Origin of the sequence: Streptomyces sp. NPDC059816, assembly GCF_042732055.1 — a bacterium.
Lineage (GTDB): Bacteria > Actinomycetota > Actinomycetes > Streptomycetales > Streptomycetaceae > Streptomyces.
This window is the reverse complement of the sequence record NZ_JBHWIQ010000021.1, coordinates 136,588-143,482: the sequence shown is the minus strand read 5'-3', so window position 1 is coordinate 143,482 and position 6,895 is coordinate 136,588. Positions and strand designations below refer to the sequence as shown.

The window sequence follows — 6,895 nt, the reverse complement described above, 5'->3', positions numbered from 1 at the left end:
ACCAGATTCCCATCGGTCTCGTGGCCTCGCATATGTGTATAAGACACAGCATTCCTCCTGCTGGAGCGGCCGTCCGGCCGCTCCAGCAGGACGTGGTCAGGCGATCCGGGTCGTCCAGCCGAATGGGTCGGCACCGAGTCCGTACTGGATGTCCGTCAGCGTGGTACGCAGTCGCTCCGTCACCGGGCCGGGCCGGCCGTCGCCGATGCGCAGGTCTCCCATGGCGCCGCGCACCGCGGCGATCGGCGCCACCACGGCCGCGGTTCCGCAGGAGAACACCTCCCGCAGCCGATCCGAGGCGATGTCCGCCCGCCACTCCTCGACGGAGTAGGGCCGCTGTTCCACTGCCAGGCCCTCGGCCCGTGCCAGCGCGATGACCGAATCGCGCGTGATACCGGGCAGGATCGAATCGCTGAGGGGCGGCGTGACAAGGGAACCGTCGTCGAACACGAAGAAGATGTTCATCCCGCCCAGCTCCTCCACATAACGCCGCTGGGCGGCATCGAGATAGACGACCTGGTCGCAGCCGGACTGCATCGCCCGGGCCTGGGGCAGCATCGACGCGGCGTAGTTTCCCCCGCACTTGGCCGCGCCCGTGCCGCCCGGCGCCGCTCGGGCGTGATCGTCCGAGACCCAGACGGTCAACGCCGCGCTCCCCGCGAACGCCGCGCCCACCGGGCAGGCGATCACAGCGAAGAGATACTCCCGGGCCGGGCGCATTCCGAGATACGCCTCGGTGGCTATCTGGAAGGGGCGAAGGTAGAGGCTGGTCCCCGGAGCCTCCGGCAGCCAGTCCAGATCGGTCCTGACGAGTCCCCGTGCAGCGTCCAGGAACGCGTTCTCGGGAACGGCAGGCATGGCCATCCGGCGCGCCGACCGCCGCAGTCGCCGCGCGTGGTCCGCAGGCCGGAAGAGCTGCGCGCCGCCGTCCGGCGTGCGGTAGGCCTTGAGCCCCTCAAAGATCTCCTGGCCGTAGTGGAGCGCGGCGGTCGCCGGTGACAGCGGAAGGGGGCCGAAGGGTTCGATCCGGGCGTCGTGCCACCCCTTTTCTTCGACATAACGGACGGTTGCCATGTGCTCGGTGAAGACCGTCCCGAATGTCGGATTCTGAAGTCGTGCCCTCCGTTCCTCCGGCGCCAGCGGGTTCTTCGTCAGGAGCCGCTCGAAGGTGAATTCGCTTGCGCTTTCCATGAGTCTACCTCTGTAGATCGGCCAGAATCAGACGAGCACAGGATAGCTTCGTGTCTCGCTGGCGAGACGACGAAAAGGACGGTGGGCGGCAGCCATGGGAAACCCTTTTGACGACGAGAGCGGAACATTTCTCGTATTGACCAACGACGAGTTGCAGTACTCCCTCTGGCCTTCGTTCGTCGACGTTCCACAGGGCTGGCGCATCGCTTTCCCAGAGGACAGTCGGCAGAACTGCCTCGCGTACATAGAGGAGAACTGGACGGACATGCGTCCCAAGAGCCTGATCGACCAGATGGAGAACCTGGGCGGTGTGTCGCGGTGAACGCAGGACGCCCGGAACTCAGCGGCACCTTCGGCGCCGTCTCTTCCACCCACTGGCTGCCGACCGCGACCGCCATGTCGATTCTGGAGCGCGGCGGCAACGCCTTCGACGCCGCGGCCGCGGCGGGCTTCGTCCTCCAGGTCGTGGAGCCGCACTTCAACGGACTCGGCGGCGACGTGCCGGTGCTGTCGTACGTGGCTGCCACGGACTCCGTTCAGGTCGTTTGCGGCCAGGGGCCGATGCCCGCCGCGGCCACCATCGAACACTTCCGTTCGCTGGGATTGAGCCACATACCCGGCTCCGGGCTGCTGCCCGCCGTGGTGCCCGGAGCCTTCGGCGCCTGGATGCGGACGTTGGCCGAACACGGCACGCTGCCGCTCGCCGACATCCTGGAGTACGCCATCGGGTACGCCGAGAACGGCGTTCCGCTGCTGCCCGGCGCGGCGGACGCCATCGAGGTGCTCGCCCCGCTCTTCGCCGAGGAGTGGATCGAGTCGGGTCGGATCTACCTGCCCGGTGGACGTCCGCCGAAGGCTGGCGCACTGTTCCGCAACCAGGCGCTCGCCGACACCTACAAGCGCCTGCTGAAGGAGGCGTCCGCCGCCGGCGGGGGACGCGAGATCCAGATCGAGGCAGCCGAACGCTCCTTCTACCAAGGCTTCGTTGCCGAGGCCATCGACTCGTTCGTCACCAGCAGCAAGGTCCTCGACTCCACGGGGCGCCGCCACCGCGGCCTGCTCACCGGGCAGGACCTGGCCGACTGGCACGCCACGGTCGAGCCTTCGGTGAGCCTCCCGTACGGCCCCTACATCGTGCACAAGCCCGGCGCCTGGTCCCAGAGCCCCGTCTTCCTCCAGCAGCTGGCGCTGCTCGACGGCTTCGACCTCGGTGCCATGGGGCTGGACAGCGCCGACTACATCCACACCGTCGCCGAATGCGCCAAGCTCGCCTTCGCGGACCGCGAGGCCTGGTACGGCGATCCCGATCACAGCGACGTCCCGCTCGACGTCCTGCTGAGCCCCGCGTACACGACGGAGCGGCGGGCGCTGGTGCAGGCCGGAGCCGCCGGAGTGCTGCGGCCGGGCTCCCCGGGCGGACGCACGCCCTTCATTCCCGAGCAGACCATGGAGACCTTGCCGCCGGGCGGCGACTGGCGGGACCAGATCAAGAACGGCTTGCCCACCGTCGTCAAGGCCACGGCCGCCCGTAACGACACCTGCACCATCGCCGTGGCTGACCGCTTCGGCAATATGGTGGTCGCGGTCCCCAGTGGTGGCTGGCTCAAGAGCTCCCCGGTGGTGCCCGGTCTCGGCTTCTCGCTCGGCACCCGCGGACAGACGATGACCCTCACCGAGGGCCACCCCAACTCCGTCGGGCCCCGCCGCCGGCCCCGCACCACGCTCAGCCCCACGCTGGCGCTACGGGACGGCAAGCCGGCGCTGGCATTCGGTACGCCTGGCGGCGACCGCCAGGACCAGTGGACCCTCGGTTTCTTCCTCGCCGTCGCCGACTTCGGTGCCGACCCGCAGGCCGCGACCGAGACCCTGGCCTTCCACACCGATCACTTCGCCGCCTCGTTCACCCCGCACGAGTCCCGGCCCAAGGTGCTCACCGTGGAGCGCACCTGCGATCCCGAGGTGGTGGAGGAACTGCGTGCCCGCGGACACGAAGTGGAACTCGCGCCTGCGTTCTCACTGGGCAAGGTCTGCGCCGTCGCGACGGACCGGGAGCAGGGTCTGCTGCGAGCCGCCGCAAGCCCGCGCGGCCGGCAGACGTACGCCGCATGCCGATGAACCCACAACCGAAGGAAGCTGCTGTGCTCGACACTGAACCCCAGCCCGACCCGACGCAGCTGACCCTCCATCACCTGGCTGTGCAGACCGCCGATCTCGACGCCAGCATCTCCTGGTACCGGGAGGTCCTGGGCGCCGAGGTGACCTGGACCCTGGACACCTTCTCCGACCTGAGCATGGAACGGCTACCTGGTCTCTCGGGCCTGGCGGAGGTCAGGGTGGGCGGGATGCGGTTCCATCTGTTCACCCGCGGCCCGGAGCACGCCGCCGCGCCACCGGCGGACACGAACCAGTTCCAGCACGCGTGCATCAAGGTGCGGACCCCGGACCAGCTGCGGCTGTGGCGTGAACGGTGGGTTGAGGTGTACGAGACCGGCGGCTTCACCTTCGTCCGGGACATGCCGCCGACCGAGATCGTCGTCGACAGCGACGACGTCGAGAGCTTCTACGCATTCGACATCAACGGCATCGAGTTCGAGTTCACCTACCTCCCGGACGGGCGGCCGGTCCGGTGCGCGGCCGAGCCCCCTCAGTCACCGTCCTCGGCGAAACTGGGGTCGTCGAGCAGGAACCCCGAGGTGGCCAGCAGGTATCCGAGCTGGGCCCGACTTCCGCTACCGAGGTGTTCCGACACCTTGCGTATGCGCTCCGCGACACTGCGTCGGCTCATTCCCAGCTGCCGCGCGATGGATTCGTCGGTCTTCCCGGACACGACGGCCTGCAGGATCGTGCGCTGGATGTCCGATACGACGATGCGCGGTGGCAGTGTCGAGTCGGGGTCCGTGACCGGGATGCTGCGCTTCCAGTCGCGGTCGAAGGACCGGGCGAGGAAGCGGACCACTGCCGGATGCCGTACTTCGAGCGCCGCGGTGCCGCGGTCGTCGGACACCGGCATGAAGGCGACCTTGCGGTCGCAGATGATCAGCCGTTCGAAGACCTCGGTCAGCGTACGGACTTCTCCGTCGGCCCGTGTGATCTGCCTGATATACGCAAGTGTGGGCCCGTGGTGACGCACCGTGTGCTGATACAGGGTGCGCTGCCGGGTCCCGCGGGCGAGCAGCCGCATGTCGCGCTCGAGCGCCCGGGCGAGATCATCCGCCTTGCGACCGCCACCCGGTTGAGCGGTCAGCAACTCCTCCTGGCAGGCGTCCACCGCCCCCGCCAACGCTCCATTGATGGCGGTTTCGCCGTAAAGAAGCGTGAACGGCTGCTGCTCACCTCTTCTGCTGTCCGCATAGACCTCCGCGAACCGCGAAAAGGTCGCCATGAGAGATCTCTCCCTGTACCTCTTGGCGGCCAGTTCCTCTTGGAGGGGCTGCAGTACCGTAAAGGCCGCCGCGTGCGGGGGGACCGGAATCATGGATTCTGAGTCGTCGGAACAGGGCTGCACGAGGCCGAGCGTCAGCAGGCATGCGGGCACCGATTCGGCCGCTAAATCGTACTCCTGCAGAGCTGATTGGTAGTGGCGCAGTGCAGCCGGACATGCCGTTAAACCGGAGCGAGTGTCGCATATGTCTGACTCTGAGCATACTTGATCATCGTTCACAAAGTTGCACCCTACCTTCGTGCAGGCGCTTCCCTCTCGTGATTATTGCTGGCAGCAGCCAGGATGGGGACCGCTGGAAGACGAACCGCGAAGGAAGCGCTTATGTCGAAACTATTCGTGAAGACACTTCTCGCAACAACGTCGGCAGTTCTGGCAATTCTGATGCCCATGTCACTGCCCTCGTACGCGGAGACCCCGACCGATCCCATCAGGCAGTCCTTGGAATCCATCCCCCCTGACTCGGCCTGGGGGCCGTGACCTCCGTGCCCGTGAACCAGACCGAGCACGCGACGATCCGAAGGAGTTGACCTGATGGCCACCGATCAACTCAAAGGGCGCACCAAGGAATCGCATCGCCGGAGCGAACGAGTTCCGGCCGAGATTCCTGCCACGTTGCTCCCCGGCGACGCGTCCATCGCCATGGAGAGAACCCGGCTGCGCCTTCCGGAGAATCTCCCATTGGACGAGTGGTGTCGAATCGGAGACCGAATTCTCTCCATCTCCGACTCCTCCGCCTGGTGGGTCGGCGATTGGCTCGCCTTCGGTCAGCAGCAGTACAGCGACCGGTACCAGCGGGCCATGCGGGAGACCATGCTCGACTACCAGACCCTGCGGAACTACGTCTGGGTCGCCAAGAAGTTCGCGCCCCCCCGGCGACGCGTGAAACTGACCTTCCAACACCACATGGAAGTCGCCGGCCTGCCAGAAGAGCAGCAAAACCACTGGCTGGACTTCGCCGAGCGCTTCAAGTGGTCGCGCAACGAGCTGCGCAGGCAGATCAAGGCGAGCACGGCACCCGATGAGATCACGCCCCGGACCGGTGAGGTCGAGCTGAGTCTCAGGCTGGCGGAGAACCGGGTCCGGCGCTGGGAGGAGGCCGCGCAGCAGAGCAACAAGAGTCTGACCGACTGGATCTCAGCGGTGCTCGACAGCGCCGCCTGACGACGGAGAGGTTTCCATGGAAATCCGGAGTGGCTACTCACAGTCCGCGCGGGCTGAGGTGGCCGAGCTGCACGACGCGGAACTGATCGGCACCTGGCAGCAGTTCCAGGCATCCACCATGCCCGACCTCATCAGCGCCATGCATCTGTGCCACGCCATCCACGCCCTGTCCGACACGGGCCTGCTTGAGCGGCTGCGCGACGGCCGCAACAGCGCCGACGAGGGCTTGCTGGAGGGCATGAACCAGCGCATCGCCGCGAACGTGCTGCGCTACCTGGTGGTGCGCGGGCTGCTGGAGGAGTGGCAGGGCACCTACACCCTCACGTACAGGGGTGAGCTGCTGACCTCGGAGATATCGCTCGCCCGGCTCGGTTTCTACGTGGAGGCCTACGGGCCGGTCACCCAGCGGATGAGCGACCTGATCACCGGCAAGGCGGTGTATGGCAACGATGTCCAGCGCAGCAACGGACCTCTGAGCCGGCACTGCGGCACCGTGTTCGCGAGGTACTACACGCCGATCGTCCGGGAGGCGATGGCCGGTCGGGGAGCCAAGCGCATCCTGGACCTCGGCTGCGGAGCGGGCCAGCTGCTGATCGACGTCTGTCTCAGCGATCCCGAGGTCACCGGAGTCGGCCTGGACATCGCACCCGCGGCAGTCGAGGTCGCCCGGCAACAGGCCCGACGGTACGGCCTGGAGAACCGGCTGGAGTTCGTGGTCGGCGACGCCTTCGACCCGACGACCTGGCCGGAGGTGTGCAACGGAGTCGAGGTCATCAGCGGCATCGGCGTTCTGCACGAGCACTTCCGTGACGGCGACCAAGCCGTCGTGGACATCCTCGACGCCTACGCCGAGGTGCTCACCGGGGAGAAGATGCTGCTCATCGGCGAGCCGGAGCCGTACTACGACGACCGTGAGAACGATTCCGATTTCTTCCTGATGCACGTGCTGACTGACCAGGGCTTCCCCGTCGACAGGTCGGACTGGGCAGACGTCATCGAGCGGTCCAAGCTCACTTGCCGGCGCGTACTGACCCGAGCTACCGCCGGCCCCCGCATGTGCTTCTACGACCTCGCCCCGTGAGGCTAGCCATGACGCGGTAC

6 protein-coding genes and 1 pseudogene are annotated in these 6,895 nt (G+C 67.0%); 5 read left to right on the top strand and 2 right to left on the bottom strand.

What is annotated here, in order from left to right:
* Positions 1-96: 96 nt before the first annotated feature.
* Positions 97-1,191 (bottom strand): branched-chain amino acid aminotransferase, encoded by a 1,095-nt coding sequence (locus ACFV88_RS25950; RefSeq protein ID WP_385494293.1) that lies wholly within the window; start codon positions 1,189-1,191, stop codon positions 97-99.
* 94 nt (positions 1,192-1,285) lie between these two features.
* On the opposite strand from ACFV88_RS25950, the gene ACFV88_RS25945 reads away from it, so the two are divergent.
* The 3 genes and pseudogenes from ACFV88_RS25945 to ACFV88_RS25935 form a co-directional block, all read left to right on the top strand.
* A complete protein-coding gene (locus ACFV88_RS25945; protein WP_385494292.1) occupies positions 1,286-1,513 on the top strand; it encodes an MbtH family protein in 228 nt (75 codons plus the stop codon).
* The gene (locus ACFV88_RS25940; protein WP_385494291.1) at positions 1,510-3,306 is read left to right on the top strand and encodes a gamma-glutamyltransferase family protein; all 1,797 of its coding nucleotides are present in this window, start codon (positions 1,510-1,512) and stop codon (positions 3,304-3,306) included. Before ACFV88_RS25945 ends, ACFV88_RS25940 begins: the two co-directional genes overlap by 4 nt.
* Positions 3,297-3,617 (top strand): annotated as a pseudogene (locus ACFV88_RS25935) (VOC family protein); the annotation flags it as partial. The gene ACFV88_RS25940 and the pseudogene ACFV88_RS25935, both read left to right, overlap by 10 nt.
* Positions 3,618-3,835: 218 nt before the next feature.
* Here ACFV88_RS25935 and ACFV88_RS25930 read toward each other — a convergent pair.
* Complete coding sequence (locus ACFV88_RS25930; RefSeq protein WP_385494290.1) at positions 3,836-4,573, bottom strand: LuxR C-terminal-related transcriptional regulator; 738 nt, start codon at positions 4,571-4,573, stop codon at positions 3,836-3,838.
* A 591-nt stretch (positions 4,574-5,164) separates the two neighbouring features.
* On the opposite strand from ACFV88_RS25930, the gene ACFV88_RS25925 reads away from it, so the two are divergent.
* On the top strand, positions 5,165-5,794 hold the full coding sequence (locus ACFV88_RS25925) for an LmbU family transcriptional regulator (RefSeq protein WP_385494289.1): 630 nt from the start codon (positions 5,165-5,167) through the stop codon (positions 5,792-5,794).
* Positions 5,795-5,810: 16 nt separating this feature from the next.
* Positions 5,811-6,875, top strand: a complete 1,065-nt coding sequence (locus ACFV88_RS25920; protein ID WP_385494288.1) for a methyltransferase domain-containing protein — start codon at positions 5,811-5,813, stop codon at positions 6,873-6,875.
* Positions 6,876-6,895: the final 20 nt, after the last annotated feature.